13 protein-coding genes and 1 other RNA gene are annotated in these 18,540 nt (G+C 61.8%); 2 read left to right on the top strand and 12 right to left on the bottom strand.

Annotated features, from left to right (window positions below):
* Positions 1-112: 112 nt before the first annotated feature.
* The 4 genes from recR to dnaX form a co-directional block, all read right to left on the bottom strand.
* Positions 113-715 carry a recombination mediator RecR gene (recR, locus tag BLO80_RS04175; RefSeq protein ID WP_060743061.1) on the bottom strand — a complete coding sequence of 201 codons (603 nt, stop codon included), beginning with the start codon at positions 713-715 and terminating at the stop codon, positions 113-115.
* 66 nt (positions 716-781) lie between these two features.
* Positions 782-1,816 (bottom strand): NADP-dependent oxidoreductase, encoded by a 1,035-nt coding sequence (locus tag BLO80_RS04180; RefSeq protein ID WP_092326956.1) that lies wholly within the window; start codon positions 1,814-1,816, stop codon positions 782-784.
* 288 nt (positions 1,817-2,104) lie between these two features.
* Positions 2,105-2,443 (bottom strand): YbaB/EbfC family nucleoid-associated protein, encoded by a 339-nt coding sequence (locus tag BLO80_RS04185; protein WP_003183512.1) that lies wholly within the window; start codon positions 2,441-2,443, stop codon positions 2,105-2,107.
* A gap of 64 nt (positions 2,444-2,507) precedes the next feature.
* Positions 2,508-4,583, bottom strand: coding sequence for a DNA polymerase III subunit gamma/tau (gene dnaX / locus BLO80_RS04190; RefSeq protein ID WP_092326957.1), 2,076 nt, complete (start codon positions 4,581-4,583; stop codon positions 2,508-2,510).
* 142 nt (positions 4,584-4,725) lie between these two features.
* On the opposite strand from dnaX, the gene BLO80_RS04195 reads away from it, so the two are divergent.
* A complete protein-coding gene (locus tag BLO80_RS04195) occupies positions 4,726-5,496 on the top strand; it encodes a substrate-binding periplasmic protein (protein ID WP_092326959.1) in 771 nt (256 codons plus the stop codon).
* On the opposite strand, the gene BLO80_RS04200 is transcribed toward BLO80_RS04195, so the two are convergent.
* A complete protein-coding gene (locus BLO80_RS04200; RefSeq protein ID WP_092326961.1) occupies positions 5,442-7,190 on the bottom strand; it encodes a putative bifunctional diguanylate cyclase/phosphodiesterase in 1,749 nt (582 codons plus the stop codon). The two genes, BLO80_RS04195 and BLO80_RS04200, sit on opposite strands and share 55 nt — an antisense overlap.
* Positions 7,191-7,528: 338 nt before the next feature.
* On the opposite strand from BLO80_RS04200, the gene BLO80_RS04205 reads away from it, so the two are divergent.
* Complete coding sequence (locus BLO80_RS04205; RefSeq protein ID WP_053120652.1) at positions 7,529-7,843, top strand: helix-turn-helix domain-containing protein; 315 nt, start codon at positions 7,529-7,531, stop codon at positions 7,841-7,843.
* Positions 7,844-7,948: 105 nt separating this feature from the next.
* Here BLO80_RS04205 and BLO80_RS04210 read toward each other — a convergent pair whose 3' ends face one another.
* The 7 genes from BLO80_RS04210 to BLO80_RS04240 form a co-directional block, all read right to left on the bottom strand.
* Positions 7,949-8,599: a Pr6Pr family membrane protein gene (locus BLO80_RS04210; protein ID WP_092326962.1), complete on the bottom strand. Its 651-nt coding sequence runs from the start codon at positions 8,597-8,599 to the stop codon at positions 7,949-7,951.
* Between the two features lie 314 nt (positions 8,600-8,913).
* Positions 8,914-9,010, bottom strand: an RNA gene (gene ffs / locus BLO80_RS04215) — signal recognition particle sRNA small type.
* Between the two features lie 289 nt (positions 9,011-9,299).
* On the bottom strand, positions 9,300-10,460 hold the full coding sequence (locus BLO80_RS04220; RefSeq protein WP_092326964.1) for a zinc-binding metallopeptidase family protein: 1,161 nt from the start codon (positions 10,458-10,460) through the stop codon (positions 9,300-9,302).
* Between the two features lie 123 nt (positions 10,461-10,583).
* Entirely contained in the window at positions 10,584-12,947 is a 2,364-nt protein-coding gene (ligA, locus tag BLO80_RS04225) for an NAD-dependent DNA ligase LigA (RefSeq protein WP_092326965.1), read from the bottom strand.
* A gap of 135 nt (positions 12,948-13,082) precedes the next feature.
* Complete coding sequence (gene zipA / locus BLO80_RS04230) at positions 13,083-13,928, bottom strand: cell division protein ZipA (protein ID WP_092197434.1); 846 nt, start codon at positions 13,926-13,928, stop codon at positions 13,083-13,085.
* Between the two features lie 258 nt (positions 13,929-14,186).
* Positions 14,187-17,675 (bottom strand): chromosome segregation protein SMC, encoded by a 3,489-nt coding sequence (gene smc, locus BLO80_RS04235; RefSeq protein WP_092326967.1) that lies wholly within the window; start codon positions 17,673-17,675, stop codon positions 14,187-14,189.
* Between the two features lies 1 nt (position 17,676).
* The gene (locus tag BLO80_RS04240; protein ID WP_092326968.1) at positions 17,677-18,336 is read right to left on the bottom strand and encodes a GntR family transcriptional regulator; all 660 of its coding nucleotides are present in this window, start codon (positions 18,334-18,336) and stop codon (positions 17,677-17,679) included.
* Positions 18,337-18,540: the final 204 nt, after the last annotated feature.

The following is an 18,540-nucleotide window of genomic DNA, read 5'->3' on the forward strand; positions in this document are numbered from 1 at the left end:
ACCTAATGTGGGAGCGGGCTTGCTCGCGAAAGCGGCGTATCAGTTAGCCCTTATGTTGACTGACACCCCGCTTTCGCGAGCAAGCTCGCTCCCACAGGGTATGGGGTAGCGGCTACAGCGCGATCGGCTTACGCCCCGCAAACGAATGCGCCAGCGTCCCGCCATCAACCAGTTCCAGCTCGCCGCCCAAAGGCACGCCGTGGGCGATGCGGGAGGCGACCAGGCCTTTGTTGTTCAGCAGTTGGGCGATGTAATGGGCGGTGGCTTCGCCTTCGACCGTCGGGTTGGTGGCGAGGATGACTTCGGTGAACGTGCCCGCCTCTTCGATCCGCGCGATCAACTGTGGAATGCCGATAGCTTCCGGCCCCAGGCCGTCGAGCGGGGACAAATGGCCCTTGAGCACGAAATAACGGCCACGAAAACCGGTCTGCTCCACCGCATACACATCCATCGGCCCCTCCACTACGCAGAGCAAGGTGTCGTCCCGACGCGGGTCGGCACATTGCGGGCAGAGGTCGTCTTCGGTGAGGGTGCGGCATAAGCGGCAATGTCCTACGCCTTCCATGGCCTGGCTCAGGGCCTGGGCCAGGCGTGAACCGCCGCTGCGATCACGCTCGAGCAATTGCAACGCCATGCGCTGGGCAGTTTTCTGACCCACACCCGGCAACGTTCGCAGGGCATCGATCAGTTGGCGAATCAAAGGGCTGAAGCTCATGGAGGAAATGTCCGACATAACAACGAGACGCGGTTTATACCCGCGCCTCCGGTTAGCGTCAAATACTCAATCCTGCGCGACCCGCACCACCAACTTGCCGAAGTTGCGCCCTTCCAACAGGCCGATAAACGCCTGTGGCGCATTCTCCAACCCATCGACCACGTCCTCGCGGAACTTGACCTTGCCATCGCGCACCCAAGGGGCCATGGCACTGATGAACTCCGGCTGACGGTCACCGTAGTCGTCAAACACGATAAACCCCTGGATCCGCACGCGCTTGGTCAGCAAGGTGCGCTGCAGCTGCGGCAAGCGATCCGGGCCGCTCGGTGCTTGATGATCGTTGTAGGAGGCGATCAGGCCACAGAGCGGGATCCTCGCCTTGGCGTTGAGCAACGGCACGACGGCATCGAAGACCTTGCCGCCGACGTTTTCGTAATAGATATCGATGCCCTTGTCACAGGCCCGCGCCAGTTCCTCGGCAAAATTGGCGCTCTTGTGATCGACACAGGCATCAAAACCCAGCTCATCGACCACGTACTTGCATTTCTCGCTGCCGCCCGCGACCCCGACAACATGCAGGCCCTTGATCTTCGCCACCTGGCCGACCACCGAGCCCACGGCACCCGAGGCGGCCGCGACCACCAGGGTTTCCCCGGCCTTGGGCTGGCCAATGTCCATCAGCCCCATGTAAGCGGTCATGCCCGGCATGCCCAGTACCCCCAAGGCCATCGAGGGGCTGGGCAGCCCGGAGGGAATGGGCATCACGTTGCGCCCGTCGCTGATGCTGTGGCTCTGCCAACCCGTGGCGCCCACCACCAGATCACCCTCCTGGAATTTCGGGTGCATCGAACGCTCCACGCGGCTGACAGCGCCGCCGGTCATCACCTCATCGATTTCCACCGGCGCGGCGTAGGAAGGTGCATCGCTCATTCGCCCACGCATGTAGGGGTCCAGGGACAGAAACAGCGTCTTGAGCAGGATCTGCCCTTGCGCCAGGTCCGGCAGGGTCACCTGCTCCAGGCGGAAATTCTCCGGGGTCGGGGCGCCGTGGGGGCGAGAGGCCAGGACGATGCGCTGGCTGGTGGTCGATGCTTGTGACATGGAAGCGTCTCCTTGATCGTTGAGTGGCACGTATAGGGAGCAGACCATGGCCGAGGGGGCGGCGTTCGATGTTTGTTCGGTTGGACCGCAGGGGTCGCATCGCGAGCAAGCTCGCTCCCACGTAGGACCTGCGACGAACCTCACAATTGAGGAACACTTCAATCCAGTGTGGGAGCGAGCTTGCTCGCGATAGCGGCCGGACATCCAACGCTGTATCTGGGCCAGAAATAAAAATGCCAGGCGCGATGCCTGGCATTGTGTGTAGCCCATCCCGACCGGGATGGCGAATCAGAACGGCAGTTTCATGCCCGGTGGCAGTTGCATGCCAGCGGTCATGCCGGACATCTTGTCCTGGCTGTTGGCTTCGATCTTGCGCACCGCGTCATTGACGGCGGCGGCGAACAGGGCTTCGAGCATTTCCTTGTCATCTTCACTCAGGCCTTCGACCACGCTTGGGTCGATGCTGACACGCTTGATGTCGTGACGACCGGTCATGACCACGGTCACCATGTCGCCACCGGATTTGCCGGTGACTTCGGCGTTGGCCAGTTCTTCCTGCATCTTGGCCATTTTTTCCTGCATCTGCTGCGCCTGCTTCATCAGGCCGGCCATGCCACCTTTCATCATGGGAATCACCTCGAAAGTACTTGGATAAACAACACGCCCGGCCCGTTCGGCCCGGCGCCTTCAGTTATGAGCCCTGGGTGACCGGGGCCTCGACAGGTTCGATAGTATCGTGACGGACCACGGCGCCGAACTGTTGCATCATCTGCTGGATGAATGGATCACCGTGGATCGACTCCTCGGCTTCGCGCTGACGGTCGGCACGGCGGCGGGACGCGGCCTGGGCCGGCGTCTCCTGCTCGGGCTTGATCAGCTCGATGGTCAGCGTCAGGGTGCGCTGGTGGTACTGGTTCAGTGCATCGTTGAGGCGTCGTTGCTGGGTCGCGTTGAACAGTGCGCTGTGGGCCGGGTCCAGGTGCAGCAGCCAGTGGTCGCCTTCCACGGCCATCAGCGTGCAGTTGGCGGCGATGCTGCCGGTCATGCCGCTGATCGGCAGTTTAGGGAACAGTTCCAGCCATTGCAGCGCCAGCCCGGTGGCCGGCATCGCCGCCGGTTCCGGCTCGGGCTCCGGGGTCGGCTCAGCGGCGTGCTCGCTGGCCAGGTCGTCCAGGTAGCTGTACGCCGAATCCATGTCCGGCTCGATGTAATCCTCATCCAGCGGCGGCTCGTCGTCCAGGTCGATGCCCGGCGTGGCGATATCGACGTCGGCCACCGTCGGCTCGGGCACGGGCGCTGCGACCCATTCCGGCGCATCGGGCACCACGCTGTCGGGCGTCGGCAGGGGCATCGGCGGCAACTCGGGCTGCTCGGCGACGGTTTCCAACACGGGCTCGACGACCGGCTGCTGGACCACTTGCTGCTCGACCGGGTCGTTCCAAGGCAGGTCGACGACTTCTTCGGCGACAGGCTCGGGCAGCGCCTCGACGACCGGCTCGGGTTCCGGCTCGGGCGTCGCGACAACAGGCGCCGGCACCGGCTGGGCTACAGGTGCCACCGCTGCCGGAGCCGAAGCCACTGCCGGCGCAACGACGGGCGCGGCAGCCACTGGCTTGGCGGAATCAGCTGTGGCCTGGCTGATCCCCACTGGCTTTAGCGTTTGCCTCGGGGCGTCCGCCGTGTCGGCTGGCCGGAACGCCAGCATTCGCAACAGGACCATTTCGAAGCCGCCTCGCGGATCCGGTGCCAGGGGCAAGTCACGACGGCCGATCAGGCCCATCTGGTAATAGAACTGCACGTCTTCGGCCGGCAGCGCCTGAGCCAGGGCCAGTACGCGATCACGGTCGCCATGGCCGTTGTCGACGCCTTCGGGCAGGGCCTGGGCAATGGCGACGCGGTGCAGCACGTTGAGAATTTCCGAGAGTACGCCATTCCAGTCGGGCCCCTGCTCGGCCAGGTGACGCACCGCCTCAAGCAGCGCCTTGGCATCGCCTTCGATCAGTGCATGCAGGACGTCATAGACCTGGCCGTGATCAAGGGTGCCGAGCATGGCCCGGACATCGGCGGCCATCACCTTGCCTTCACCGAAAGCGATGGCCTGGTCGGTCAGGCTCATGGCATCGCGCATCGAACCATCGGCGGCGCGACCCAGCAGCCACAACGCGTCGTCTTCGAATGGTACGTTCTCGACGCTCAATACGTGGGTCAGGTGCTCGACCACCCGCTCCGGCGTCATGTTTTTCAGGGAGAACTGCAGGCATCGCGACAGAATCGTTGCAGGAAGTTTCTGCGGGTCGGTGGTCGCCAGGATGAACTTGACGTAGGGCGGCGGTTCTTCGAGGGTCTTGAGCAGCGCATTGAAGGAATGGCTGGAGAGCATGTGCACTTCGTCGATCAGGTAGACCTTGAAGCGCCCACGGCTCGGGGCGTACTGCACGTTGTCGAGCAGTTCGCGGGTGTCTTCGACCTTGGTGCGGCTGGCGGCGTCGATCTCGATCAGGTCGACGAAGCGGCCCTCGTCGATTTCCCGGCAGACCGAACACTCGCCACAAGGCGTCGAAGTGATACCGGTTTCACAGTTCAGGCACTTGGCAATGATCCGCGCGATGGTGGTCTTGCCCACGCCCCGGGTACCGGTGAACAGGTAGGCGTGGTGCAGCCGCTGGCTGTCCAAGGCATTGATCAGAGCCTTGAGCACATGGGTCTGGCCGACCATTTCGCGGAACGAGCGCGGACGCCATTTACGTGCAAGAACCTGATAACTCATCGAAAACCGTCGCAACGAAGGAACATAAGCGGCTAATGCTAGCGGAGCAGGGGCGAAATTGCATCCGGTGCGCTCGTCTAATGTGACTAAGCTAGGCCAGGGGCTCGTTGTCGACACGGTTTTTACACAGTCAGGAGAGTTTATGCGCTCAGCCATGGGGGCTTTGCTGTTGTTGAGTACCGGTTGTCTTGCCGAGGAAAGCCCCTTGCGTTTCGCCATTACCGACGGCTGGTCGATGCCCATGGTGCAGATCGAACGAGGCCGCCCGACCCAGGGCATCATTCCCGACATCATGACCAGCCTGGCGACCCAGATAGGAAAGCCGGCGCAATTCCACGTCCTCTCCCGCGCCCGGCTCGACGGTGCCATGCAACACGGCGAGATCGACATGCGTTGCTATGTCAGCCCTGACTGGGTGAAGGACAACAGTGATTATCTGTGGAGCATCCCGTTGTTTTTCCAACGTGACCTGCTCGTCGCCACGGCAAGCGCATCAGCGACGGTAACGCCAATAACGCTGTCGCCCCAACCCATCGGCACGGTGCTCGGCTATAGCTACCCGACCTTGCAACCCTTGTTCGACGCCGGTCAACTGCGTCGCGACGATGCCCGCAGCCAGGAACAAGTGCTGGCGAAACTGCTGGCCGGGCGTTATCGCTATGGGATCAGTAACCAATGGGCGCTGGATTGGTTCAATCAACGTCATACCGCTGATCGTCAACTCTTTGAGGTGGCTGTCCTGCAGGAACAGGCGTTGAGCTGTTATGTGCGCAACGATCCGAACATTCCCGCACAACGCATTCTGAGGACATTGCTGAACATGAAGACGTCCGGGGAAATCGACGCGATCATCCAGCTCTACACCGGCCGCAGTGAAGCATCGCGGGCCGAGAGCGAAGCGTCCTCACCCTGATCGCCTGGCCGCTGCCGCCATTGCGACGGCGGGACGAACCCCTGCACCCAGCCGGGTATCTGTTCGGGCGGCATGGGCCGGGCGATGAAATAACCTTGTGCCACCTCGCAGCCCAGGCTCAGCAGCAGTTGGCCATGCTCCAGGCTGTCCAGCCCTTCGGCGACCACCTCGCGGCCAAACGCCCGAGCCAGGCCGATCACCGCTTCGGTCAGCGCCAGGTCGTCGCGGTCATCGAGAATGTCGCGCACGAAGGTCTTGTCGATCTTGATGGTTTGCGTGCGCAGGTGCTTGAGGTCGTTGAGCGAGCAGTAGCCGGTGCCGAAACCGCCCAGGGAAAAGCCCACGCCCAGAGCCTGGCATGCCTGGAGGCAGGCGCTGACGTGGGCCAGGTTCTCCACCGCGACGGACTCGACAATCTGCAGATCCAACAGCCGTGGCGGCACCGTCGAATGCCGCTCCAACACCTGTCGCAGCCGCTCGACAAAATCCGCCCGCTGGAAATGCCGCGCCGAGATATTGATACTCACCGGCCAGCCCTGCCCCGCTTGCTGCCATTGTTGCAACTGGGTCAAGACCTGTTCCATGACCCATTCGCCGATCTCGACGATCAGGTCAGTCTCCTCCGCCAGGGGCAAGAATTCCCGAGGCGGCACCAGGCCACGTTGCGGATGCTTCCAGCGCAGCAGCGCCTCCAGGCCGACCACGGTGCCATGACGCATATTGACCTTGGGCTGGAAATGCAGCCGCAGTTCGTTATCGGCCAGTGCCTGGCGGACCCGCTCGACCGTCTGGTAAGTGGCCCGCACCTCCTTGTCCCGGGACACATCGAACAAGTGGAAACGATTGCGACCGCTTTGCTTGACCACGTACATCGCCTGGTCGGCGTGACGCAACAACGTCTCGGCGTCTTCGTTGTCCCACGGGAACAACGTGACGCCAATGCTGGCGAAGACCTTGATGTCCTTGCCGTCAATGGCATACGGCATCGAGACGGCGATCAACACCCGGTTCAACGCGGCATGCAGCTCTTCCATCCCACGTACATGGCGCAATACCAGCACGAACTCGTCACCGCCCAGCCGCGCCACCACGTCCTCGCCACGCACAATGCTGCGCAGGCGCCTGGCGACCTCCACCAACAGTCGATCGCCGCTGGCGTGACCATAGCCATCATTGACCGCCTTGAAGCCATCGAGGTCGAGCATGCACACCGCCAGGGGCAGGTTTTCCGCTCGGGAAAACTCCAGGGCCTGGTCCAGCAGATCCGACAGATAAGTACGATTGGGCAGACCGGTCAGCACATCGTGACCGACCCGCCATTGCAACGAATGCAGCAGGCGACGCTTTTCGCTGACGTCGAAGCGAATCGCCAGGTAGCGCTCGATCTGGCCTGTCTGGTCGTCGATCACCGGCACCAGGGTGGTGTCGACCCAGTGCAGCGTACCGTCCTTGGCCCGATTGCAGATTTCCCCTTTCCAGACCTGGCCCAGGGCAATGGTGCGCCACATGGCGCTGAAGAACTCGCCAGGGTGCTGGCCGGAATTGAGCAGGCGATGGTTCGCGCCCAGCAGTTCATCGCGCCGGTAACCGAAAAGGCTGCAAAATTGATCGTTGACGTAGGTGATGCACCCGCTCAGATCGGTCTCGGAAAAAATCGCGGCGGCGTCAACGGCCCTGCGGTACTTCTTATCCATCGAAGCAGTCATCCATGAGTCAGGCTCATTTGTCGCGCGCGGTTGCACCGCCTTCAAGACAGGCGAAAATCAACTAGGCTCAAACACTCTGAGAGAAGCTGGAGCGCGAGCCCTGGTGATACCGAGGGAGAGCTTCAGCCCTTGCCTTGTATCGTGACAAGAACACAAGGCCCGGCTCCTGCACACACCTCGGCTTCGAAAAGCAGGTCACCAAATACCCGTGCCAAAGGCCGATTCTACGAAACACATCACATTTTGCAAAGCAAGGTGATGGATCACGCGGTTGCCTAATGCGAAAATCTATCGTTAAGTTCTTGATTCTAAATGGGAATTAAGCGATGCAAATTTCAAGTTTGGGTCCGGCCATCAGACGCTACCGCAAAGTAGCGGGGCTTACTCAGGCTGAACTTGGCGAAAAAACCGGTTTTGATCCTAAAACCATCAGCCGCTTCGAAACCGGCACCTACACCCCCAGCGTCGAAGCCTTGTTCCTGCTTGCCAATGTGCTGGATGTGCAACTGAAGGCCTTTTTTGCCGATATGGCCGATGAGGACGAACAGCGGGCGTACCTGTTCGGTGTCATACACAAAGCCACCCCGAAGGACCTGGGAAAGCTGATCGCAGCGGTCGACCAGGCCTTGTCCAAGCCTTGACGAGCCAGAGGGTGGGTCTGTCTGCAGATCGGACCGACCCGTCTTTGACACCCTTGTCCACCGCCGAAGATGGCAATCTTCGATGCCGAGCAGCATGACGGACCGTCAGCTCGGTTTTTTTACCCGGTCAACAGCGATCACCAACAGGGAGACCACCACGAACCCCAGCAGTATCATCAACGCGTTGCTAAAGACTTGAACGTAACCCAGCCTGTCCACCTCGATGAAGGGGTAAGGGTACGAACCGACCAGATGGCCGCGCGTCAGGGCGTAAATGAAATAGACCAGGGGGTAGATCAGCCATCGCCATGCATCGGACCAACGCAACCCCCGGGGTACGCAGAACCACCAGTAAATCAGAAACACGACCGGCATCACGTCATGGAGTAACTCATCGGCTACCCACTGCAAACCCTGCGGGTCCCAAACATCACGTAATAGCAGGTTGTAAGCCAGCCCAACCAGCACGATGGCAGCAGCCACACCGCCCTGTGTGGAGGGGCGAAGGAAAAAACGCCGTATCGCCGAGCTTCCGGTTGTCGCTGCGTAGGTCAACACGATCGCTACCAGGATATTGGTCAAGATCGTGAAGTAACTGAAGTAGATATCCACCCCGCCCAGCAGAGTTTTCCCGGCCTGCCAGCGCGAAGCGAGAATCAAATAGAGCTGGAGAAGTAACGCAAACCACCCCAGCGCTGCCGCAACCTTAATCGCAATACCATTTCCGCCTTGCGTTAATGCCATTTCATTGCTCATGACTGGCTCCCTGGCTACGCGATACCTGCAATTCCCAGGCCCTCGAAACGGTGACCTCTCAAGCAGGTTGCTTGTAGAACTGGAACCTAGAACAGAGCGCTCTGAGACTCTACTGTCAGATCTGACAGTCCCGACCAACGGGCCCTCGCTAGGCATCCATGATTTCCCACGCCGAGACGACACGAACCTCAAGGCCATGTCGACTGCAGGAAATTCGGACAGCAGAAGATAACGATCGATATCGATCAGCAATCAAAAAGAATAAGGAAGTTATGATGAACCTTGCGAATGAAGGCTCGGCGTTATGGAGGCAACCCCACCAGCCACACCCCGGCACACAATGTTCCCGCTGTGGCTGCTTCCTTCCGGATCTGACCAGGTTCACGGGTAATCGTTGCGGGGGGACCGATGGGGTCACCATAACGACGCCCGCCTGACGGCGAGCCGCGCCATTGTACCTATCTGGCAAGAAGTTACAACCGTTCGCGGTGCATTAAAAAACTGAAGATGTTCAAGCACTTGCTGTGGGAACAAAGCGCGTCTGCGATGAAGTCGGCATATCCGGCTTGATTGCAAGCTGACCTGGCGCTATCGCGAGCAAGCTCGCTCCCACAAGGGGATCTGCGCTTCGTGTGGGAGCGAGCTTGCTCGCGAAGGCGTCGGTACATTCAACAGGGTTGCAAGCTGCCTCCACAGAAAACTACAACAACACCTCATCCGCCCGACCGCCCTCTTCCTGGATCACCAGATGGATGAAATGCAGTTTGGTGATCACCGCCGCCGGTACGACGAACGGGTAGAAATCCGGCTGGCCCATGCTGCGGGACAATTCGTTGAGCATACCGGCCAGTTCGATCCAGGCGTTGACGAACGAGAGGAAAGCCGCACCGCCTGCGTGTTCGGCGTCGTACAAGGTCTCGGGCAGGAACGGCTGGTAGTCGAAATCCATCTCTCGGGCACTCATGCCGAAGCCCAGGGCGGTGTCTACCGCGTCCATCATGTGCAGGTAATGGGCCCAGGTTTCCGCCCAGTCTTCCCATGGGTGCATGGTGGCGTAGGCACTGACGTAATGGGTTTGCCAATCCTGTGGCGCGCCTTGCTGGTAGTGGCGTTCCAGGGCTTCGGCATAACTGGCGCGCTCATCGCCGAACAACTCGCGAAACGCCTCGAGCCAGTGGCTGTTGGCAATCAGCCGATCCCAGTAGTAATGCCCCACCTCATGACGAAAATGCCCGAGCAAGGTGCGATACGGCTCGCGCATCTGCTGGCGCACGTACTCACGATGGGCATCGTCCGCCTCTTTGATATCGAGGGTGATCAACCCGCTGGCATGGCCGGTCATCGGCGATTTGCCGTCGGGGTCGATGCCGATGAAGTCGAAGGCCAGGCCGATATTTTCGTCGACGGTTTTCGGGATGACCGGCAAGCCAAAGGTAATCAGTTGCGCGACCAGCCGACGCTTGGCGGTCTCGACCTTGCGCCAGCGCTCAGGGTTTTCCGGAATCGACAGGTCGGGGATGGTGCGATTCAAGCTGCAGGCGATGCACAGGGTATCGCGCCCATTGTCCGGCAGCAGCCAATTGCAGGCCGCCGGAGTGTCGAGATTGGCGCAGCGCCGGAACAGCCCGGCTTGCGGGTCGGCATCCAGCGTCCAGGTGCCGGGCTGCTCAGCGGGTTGCAAGGACGACAGGCGACTCTGCTCGGGCTGATACCCCAGGGCCGCCAGGCAGGCCAGGCATTGGCTGTTGCGAAAAAACAGGGACTGGCCGCAACGACACGGCCACACCTTGCTGTTGCGCGACCGGTCGCCCATGAACGGTGCGGCGATGCGTGAACTCAATTGTTCGAAGAAGCGGTACATGGCGATCTCTCCCTGGAGCCTGCAAGACTAGATCATGCTCCGTGTCGGATCGTTCCCCCGCACTGCGTCACAACACCGAATAAACCGTGGCGAGGGAGCTTGTTCCCTCGCCACAGAGGTGCCTCACGATTGAACCGTGATGCCATGCTGACTCAAAAAAGCCACGAACGCCGCTTCGTCGAGCACCTTGAGGCCCAGCTCGTTTGCCTTGGTCAATTTCGAACCCGCCCCCGGCCCGGCCACCACGCAATGGGTTTTCGCCGACACGGAACCGGCGACCTTGGCCCCCAGACTCTCCAGCTTGTCCTTGGCAACATCACGACTCATCAGTTCCAGCGAACCGGTCAGCACCCAGGTGTGCCCAGCCTCGGGCAAGCCTTCGACGACTTTCTTCTCGCTCTGCCAGTGCATACCGAAATCGCGCAATTGTTGTTCCGCCGCTTCGGCCTGCTGACGGTTGGCGGCGATGGCGAAGAACTCGCGTACGGCGTTGGCCTGCTTTTCCGGCAGCGCCTGGCGCATGTCCAGCCAATCGGCGCTCATCACCCCTTCGAGCGAGCCGAACTTGTCCGCCAGTTTCTGCGCCCCACCCGGCCCCACCGAAGGAATGTGCAGCTTGTCGAGAAAGCCACCCAGGGTGGTGCTGGCGGAGAACTCGGCGCCCAACTCGCCCTGGTCCTGGATCTCGAGGCCATGGCGCAGCAGGTCCTTGATCACCTGGCGGTTGTGCGGGTCTTCAAAGAAGCTGTGGATCTCGTGGGCGACTTCCAGACCGACGTCCGGCAAATACGTGAGTACCTGGGGCAAGGCCGCCTGCACGCGCTCCAGCGAACCGAGGGAGCGGGCCAGGACCTTGGCGGTCTCCTCGCCCACGTCCGGGATGCCAAGGGCATAGATGAAACGCGCCAGGCTCGGCTTTTTGCTGTCGACGATGGCAGCCAGCAGGTTCTTGCTCGACAGCTCGGCGAAGCCTTCCAGGTCGACCACCTGTTCGAAGGTCAAGGCATACAGATCGGCAGGCGAACCCACCAGTCCCTCATCCACCAGTTGCTCGACGCTCTTCTCGCCCAGGCCCTCGATGTCCATGGCCCGACGCGAGACGAAATGAATGATCGCCTGCTTGAGTTGGGCGCCACAAGCCAGGCGACCGACACAGCGGTACACCGCGCCTTCGCTGACGGTTTCGCGGCCCTTGTTGCGCTTGATCAATTGCGTGCGCTCGACGTGGGAGCCGCAGACGGGACATTGCTGGGGCACCTCCACCGGGCGGGCGTTTTCCGGACGGCGCTCGGTGACGACCTGCACCACCTGTGGGATCACATCCCCGGCACGCCGGATGATCACGGTGTCGCCGATCATCACGCCCAGGCGCGCCACTTCGTCCATGTTGTGCAGGGTGGCGTTGGCCACGGTCACGCCGGCGACTTTCACCGGCTTGAGACGGGCCACCGGAGTCACCGCGCCCGTGCGGCCGACCTGGAACTCGACGTCCAGCAGCTCGGTGAGCTCTTCAGTGGCGGGAAACTTATGGGCGATGGCCCAACGCGGTTCCCGGGCGCGGAAACCGAGTTCGCGCTGGGAAGCGATGCTGTTGACCTTGAACACCACGCCGTCGATCTCGTAGGGCAACGCGTTGCGCCGCTCGCCGATGTCACGGTAGTAATCCAGGCATTCATCGATACCGTGGGCCAGCTTCAACTCACGGCTGATGGGCAGGCCCCAGGCCTTGAGTTGCTTGAGGTTACCGATGTGGGTGTCGGCGATGTCCGACGTCACCTGGCCGATGCCGTAGCAACAGAACTCCAGGGGACGGTTGGCCGTGATCCTGGAATCGAGCTGACGCAGGCTGCCGGCCGCCGCGTTGCGCGGGTTGGCAAACGTCTTGCCGCCCACCTCCAGCTGCGTAGCGTTGAGACGCTCGAAGCCAGCCTTGGACATGTACACCTCGCCGCGCACTTCCAGCAGCGGTGGCCAGCCAGTGCCCTGCAACTTGAGGGGAATGTTGCGCACGGTGCGCACATTGACGCTGATGTCCTCGCCCGTGGTGCCGTCACCGCGTGTGGCGCCACGCACCAGCATGCCGTCCTGGTACAACAGGCTGACCGCCAGGCCATCGAGCTTCGGCTCGCAGCTGTACTCCACCGCCGCGCCACCGCCCAGCAAGTCGCCCATGGGCAGGTCGAGACCTTCGGTCACCCGCCGGTCGAATTCACGCATTGTGGTTTCGTCGAAGGCGTTGCCCAGGCTGAGCATCGGGATCTCGTGGCGCACCTGGCTGAACGCCGACAGCGCCACGCTGCCGACCCGTTGGGTCGGGGAGTCGCTGGTGACCAGGTCCGGATGCTGCTCTTCCAGGGCCTTGAGCTCGTGGAACAGGCGGTCGTACTCGGCATCGGGGATGCTTGGCTCATCGAGGACGTGGTAGCGGTAGTTGTGCTGGTCCAACTCTGTGCGCAGCTGTTGGATGCGGGTTTCGACGGCGTTCATGGGTGTTCTCTCATAAAGCAAAAGAGCAGCCTAGGCTGCTCGATTTTCTTGATACGTGGGGGTGCTCTTCGCACCCCAGCGGGAGCCAGCTCCCTCGCCACATAAAGCTCTCTGGACAGGAGAGCCATCCATCGCTCAGCGCTTCTGGGTCAGCGCCCGGCGCTCGAATTCGACGATGCGCTGGCGGTAGTGCTCGATGGTCTGGGCGGTCAGCACACTGCGCTGGTCATCCTTGAGCTCGCCATTGAGTTCCTGGGACAGCTTGCGAGCCGCGGCCACCATCACGTCGAAGGCCTGCTTGGGATGACGCGGGCCCGGCAGGCCGAGGAAGAAGCTCACCGCCGGCGTGCTGAAATGATCGATGTCGTCGAGGTCGAACACACCGGGCTTGACCGCGTTGGCCATGGAGAACAGCACCTCGCCGTTGCCGGCCATGCTTTCGTGGCGGTGGAAAATGTCCATCTCGCCGAAACGCAGGCCGCTTTCGAGGATGTTCTGCAGCAACGCCGGGCCCTTGAAGCCGGCCGGGTCGCGGCAGATCACGCTGATCACCAGCACTTCTTCAGCCTGGGCCTGGTCCTTGTCGACGCTCGGGGTCTTGGTCTCGTCCGGGAAGTCGCCGTCGCGACTGCTGAAGCTCGGCCCACCATCCAGGTCGAGGTTAAGGTTCAAATCCCCCTGGGACGGCTCGCTGTTGCGCTTGCCGCGCTTGGATCCCGACTCCCGTGGCTCGCGGACAGGGGCACTCATCGACGGCAAGTCGTGCTCGTCCAGTTGCGGCTCCTTGTGGGTGTCCAGCACCCGCGGCGGACCCAGCAGTTCGGCGCTGTCATCCTCATCGGGCAGGTTCGACAGGCTGCGATCAAGGCGAAACTTCAGTTTCCCCTTGCCGCCGCGCATGCGACGCCAGCCGTCGAAAAGAATACCGGCAATGACAATGATGCCGATGACGATCAGCCACTCGCGCAGACCGATTTCCATGTAATCCCGTGCCTCTATAAAAATGCTGAAAAATAAGGGGCTTAGCTATTTGCAAACCGCTTTAAAACGTGGCGCCAACTCTATGTTCTGAATGGCGTTTTGCCCACGCATACGAAAAATTGACATTAAACTAGCACGACCAAAGATAACTTTACACCGTCTGTCGCACAGGCTTGTGCCCAATCTGTGAATTGAACATCAACCCCCTGGGTAAAAAATACCTACAGCGTTCGAAGTAGAAGCCCTACAACCGGTTGTTCAGGCATCCACCATGGCCATGGCCTCCTCCACATCCACTGCCACCAGTCGCGAACAGCCGGGCTCATGCATGGTCACCCCCATCAACTGATCGGCCATTTCCATGGCGATCTTGTTGTGGGTGATGTAGATGAACTGCACCGTTTCAGACATCTCCTTCACCAGCCGTGCGTAACGGCCTACGTTGGCGTCGTCCAATGGCGCGTCGACCTCGTCGAGCATGCAGAACGGCGCCGGGTTCAATTTGAAAATGGCAAAGACCAGGGCCAACGCGGTCAGCGCCTTTTCGCCACCAGAGAGCAAATGGATGGTGCTGTTCTTCTTGCCAGGAGGACGCGCCATGATTGTCACCCCTGTATCGAGTAAATCTTCGCCCGTCAGTTCCAAATAGGCGCTGCCGCCACCGAAAACTTTTGGGAAAAGGGCCTGCAAACCGCCGTTGATCTGATCAAAGGTGTCCTTGAAGCGGTTGCGGGTTTCCTTGTCGATCTTGCGGATGACGTTTTCCAGGGTCTCCAGCGCTTCCACCAGGTCATCGTTCTGGGCGTCCAGGTAGCGCTTGCGCTCGGACTGCTGCTGGTACTCGTCGATGGCCGCCAGGTTGATTGCCCCCAGGCGCTGGATACGCTGGGCAATGCGCTCCAGTTCTTCCTCGGCGTCTTTCTCGTTCGCCCCGGCCACCAGGGTGGCGAGCACGCCGTCGAGGTCGTAGCCGTCTTCCAGCAATTGGTCCTGCAAGGCTTTGCGCCGCACCGTCAGGGCCTGCCACTCCATGCGCTGCTGTTCCATCTGCCCGCGGATCAGTTGGGATTGCTGCTCGGCCTGGCTGCGGCGCTTCTCGGCGTCGCGCAGTTCGCGGTCGGCGTCCTCCAAGGCGATCTGCGCCGTCTTGAGTTCCTCGTCGACACTCATGCGCTTGTCGAGCAACTCTTCGAGTTTGAGGCGCAGCTCTTCCAAAGGCGCCTCGCCCTCTTCCAGATTGAGGCTCAACTGCTCGCGTTTTTCGGTCAGGCGTTCGGACTGCATTTCCAGCCGTTCCAAGGCCTGGCGCGTGGAATCGTATTGCGCCTTGAGCGAGCCCAGGCGCACCGCCAACTGATGGGCGTGGTCCTTGTGCTGGCGTGCTTCCTGGCGCACCCGATCCAGGCGCTCACGCAAGCTGTCACGCTGGGCCAGCAGCAGTTCACGCTGCTCGGTGTCCAGTGCCATGGCATCGAGGGCCTCTTGCAGTTGCAAGCGCGCCTCGCCGATCTGTTCGTGCTCCAGCGCCCGCTGCTCGCCCAGTTCGGCGATTTCTTCTTCCAGGCGGGTGCGACGCAGCGCCAGTTGCTCGACCTTGGCCTTGCCGGCCGACAACTGCGCCTTGAGCTCGCCTTGCTGGCGCGCCTCATCCTGCAACAGCCGCCGCAGGTGTTCGCGGCCGTTTTCCTGTTGACGCTGTTGCGCCCGCAGGTTTTGCAATTCGGTTTCCAGGGCTTCGACGCTGGCCTCGCGCTCTTCGCGCTCGGCGTCCAGGCGCTGGATTTCCTGGCCACGGGCGAGCATGCCGCTCTCGGCTTCGCTGGTCCGGCGCACCCGCAGGAAATGCCGGCCGACCCAATACCCGTCACGACTGATCAGGCTTTCGCCGGCCGCCAATTGCCCGCGCAGGGCCAAGGCCTGCTCAAGGCTGTCCACCGGCTTGACCTGTCCCAGCCAGGGCGACAGGTCCACCTGGGCCTCGACCTTGTCCAGCAAGCTGCCGGGAATTCGCACGCCGTCGCCAGCCGGGCTGAGCAGGCGCAGGTCGCCCTGGGTAAAACTCGACAGGTCGAAGCCGCCGAAGTCATCCACCAGTACCGCTTGCAGGTCGGCCCCCAGCACGGTTTCCACCGCCAGCTCCCAACCGGCATCGACCTTCAGCCCCTCGGCCAGCCGCGGACGCTCGGCCAGGTGCTGGTCGCGCAGCCATTCGGCGGTGCCGGTGCCTGGGTCCAGCGCCGCTTGCTGCAAGGCCTCCAGCGAAGCCAGGCGCCCATTGAGCCGCTGCAACTCACCCTGGCCCTGCTGCTGGTTCTGCAAGGCCAATTGCAAGGCCTGGCGCAGTTGCTCAAGGCGTTCGACCTGGGCGTCTTCGCTGGCCTGCAGGTCTTCGAGGGTGGCTTCGCTGGTCGCCAGTTGTTCGCTCAACTCCAGAATCGCTGCATCTTCCGGGTCCGCCGCGAGCAAGGCGCGCTCTTCGGACAGGCGGCGCTGACGTTCGGCCAGGCGCTCCATACTGGTTTCCAACTGCTGGATGCGCGACTGCTGGACTTCAGCCTGGCGCCGCGGCTCGGCCGAGGCCAGGTTGAAACTGTCCCACTGCTCTTGCCAGCCATGCATGGTCAGTTCGGCTTCTTCCAGGGCCGCGGCGGCCTCTTCGGCGGCGGCACTGGTGATTTCCTGCTCCGGCGTGAGCCTGTCCAGCTCTTCGCCGAGGGTCAGCAGCAAGGTACGGTCGTGGCCCAGGTGCGATTCGGTTTCCAGGCGCGCCCGCTCGGCTTCCTTCAAATCATCCTGCAACTGCCGCAGCCGTTGCTGCCCATGCTGGATGCTCTGCTCGACCCGGGCGATGTCACCCCCCACGGAATAGAAGCGTCCTTGCACCAGATTGAAGCGCTCGGACAGGTCATGATGGCCGTCGCGCAGGCGCTCGATGGCGGCGTCCGCATTACGCTGCTCGGCCACCAGGGCTTCGAAGCTGACTTCCTGGTTGCCGATGATCGCTTCACGCTGGCCGACCTGCTCGTTCAACGCCTGCCAGCGCAGGGCCGAAAGCTGGGCCTTGAGCTGGCGCTCCTCGCCCTTGTATTCCTGGTATTTCTTCGCGGCCTCGGCCTGGCGGTGCAGACGTTCGAGCTGACGTTCGAGCTCTTCGCGCAGGTCGGTCAGGCGCGCCAGGTTTTCGTGGGTACGACGAATGCGGTTTTCGGTCTCGCGCCGCCGTTCCTTGTATTTGGAGATCCCCGCAGCCTCTTCGATGAAATTGCGCAGGTCCTCGGGCTTGGCTTCGATCAGCTTGGAGATCATGCCCTGTTCGATGATCGAGTAGCTGCGCGGGCCCAGGCCGGTGCCGAGGAAAATATCGGTGATGTCGCGACGCCGGCACTTGGTGCCGTTGAGGAAATAGCTGTTCTGGCTGTCGCGGGTCACTTTGCGACGAATGGAAATCTCCGCATAAGCCGCATACTCGCCAACCAGGGTGCCGTCGGAGTTGTCGAACACCAGCTCGATGCTCGCCTGGCTGACCGGTTTGCGGCTGGTGGAGCCGTTGAAGATGACATCGGTCATCGACTCGCCGCGCAGGTTCTTGGCTGAGCTCTCGCCCATCACCCAGCGCACGGCGTCGATGATGTTCGACTTGCCGCAACCGTTGGGTCCGACCACCGCCGCCATGTTACTGGGGAAGTTCACCGTGGTCGGGTCGACGAAGGACTTGAACCCCGCCAACTTGATGCACTTGAGCCGCACGTCAGGCCGCCGTCAGGGCAAAAACCACCAGATCGCAACTGCGCTGGGCGTAGGCCGTGAGCACGATGCGGATCTGCGGCAGATCACGGGCCAGCACGGCGGCGAGCAAGCGCTGGAACAGGTCGAGGAATTCGCTCATTTCCGCCTTGCGCTGCTCCAGAGCCAGGAAATAGGCACGGCTCATGGCCGGCTGCAGGTTCTCGACGGTTTCCTGCAAGTACGGGTTGTTGGCAAAGGGATAGGCCGCGCGCATCACACTGAAGCTTTCATCGACGAAGGTGCGGATGTCCTGGCGCGCGTAGGCGTCCTGGAGGCGCTGCTGGATCGCCACGAACGGCGCCATGTCGGCCTGTTCTTTCCAGCCATGGGCCACGGCGTTGCCCAGCAGGATGTACAGCTCGCTCATCAGCGCGCAGAGGCTGCGCACCTTGTGCTCGGTGAGTTCGGTAACGTGGGCGCCGCGGCGCGGCAGGATCGCGATCAAATGGCGTCGTTCCAGGATCAGCAAGGCCTCGCGGACCGAGCCGCGGCTGACGTTGAGCGCCAGCGTGACCTTCTGTTCCTGGATGCGCTCTCCCGGCTTCATTTCGCCGCGAATGATGCGTTCGGCGAGATGGTGGGCGATTTGCTCGGCGAGGCTGTCCGGGGCCTTGAACGTCATGGTTGTCCTTCAAACTCTTCGATTTGCACAAGCGGCGCAGTGTAGCGCACTCGATACGTCATGGCGCAGGGCCTGCAGTGGGTTTTTGGCACGATATAAGCAATTTTTTCAGTGGTCCGGCCCCTGTGGGAGCGGGCTTGCTCGCGAAGAGGCCAGTCCGTCCGCAAGAAATCTACCGACAGAAACGCCGTCTTCGCGAGCAAG

Source organism: Pseudomonas sp. NFACC56-3, from assembly GCF_900100025.1.
Classification (GTDB): Bacteria; Pseudomonadota; Gammaproteobacteria; order Pseudomonadales; family Pseudomonadaceae; genus Aquipseudomonas; species Aquipseudomonas fluorescens_AA.